The 235-nt window shown below is 53.6% G+C and carries 1 rRNA gene; it reads left to right on the plus strand.

What is annotated here, in order from left to right:
* The first annotated feature begins 119 nt into the window (after positions 1-119).
* A 5S ribosomal RNA gene (rrf, locus tag H9X86_RS12315) occupies positions 120-235 on the plus strand.

The raw sequence follows: 235 nt of genomic DNA on the forward strand, positions 1-235 counted from the left end.
CGGATCATTCGCTTCCACGCCAGCGTGAAAGCTCACTCCCTTCGTTGCTTTCTCATTTCCATCGACAAACACTTCGTTGGTTTGCCGATGGAGCCCAAGTGCTTTTGGGGAATTGAATAGTCGGTGCTGATTGCAGTGAGGGTCCACCCGTTCCCATTCCGAACACGGCAGTTAAGCTCACTTGCGCCGAAGATACTTGGCTGGCGACGGCCTGGGAAAATAGGTAGTGCCGACA

This window comes from Pseudoflavonifractor capillosus (assembly GCF_016902575.1).
In the GTDB taxonomy this organism is placed as follows: domain Bacteria; phylum Bacillota; class Clostridia; order Oscillospirales; family Oscillospiraceae; genus Enterenecus; species Enterenecus capillosus_A.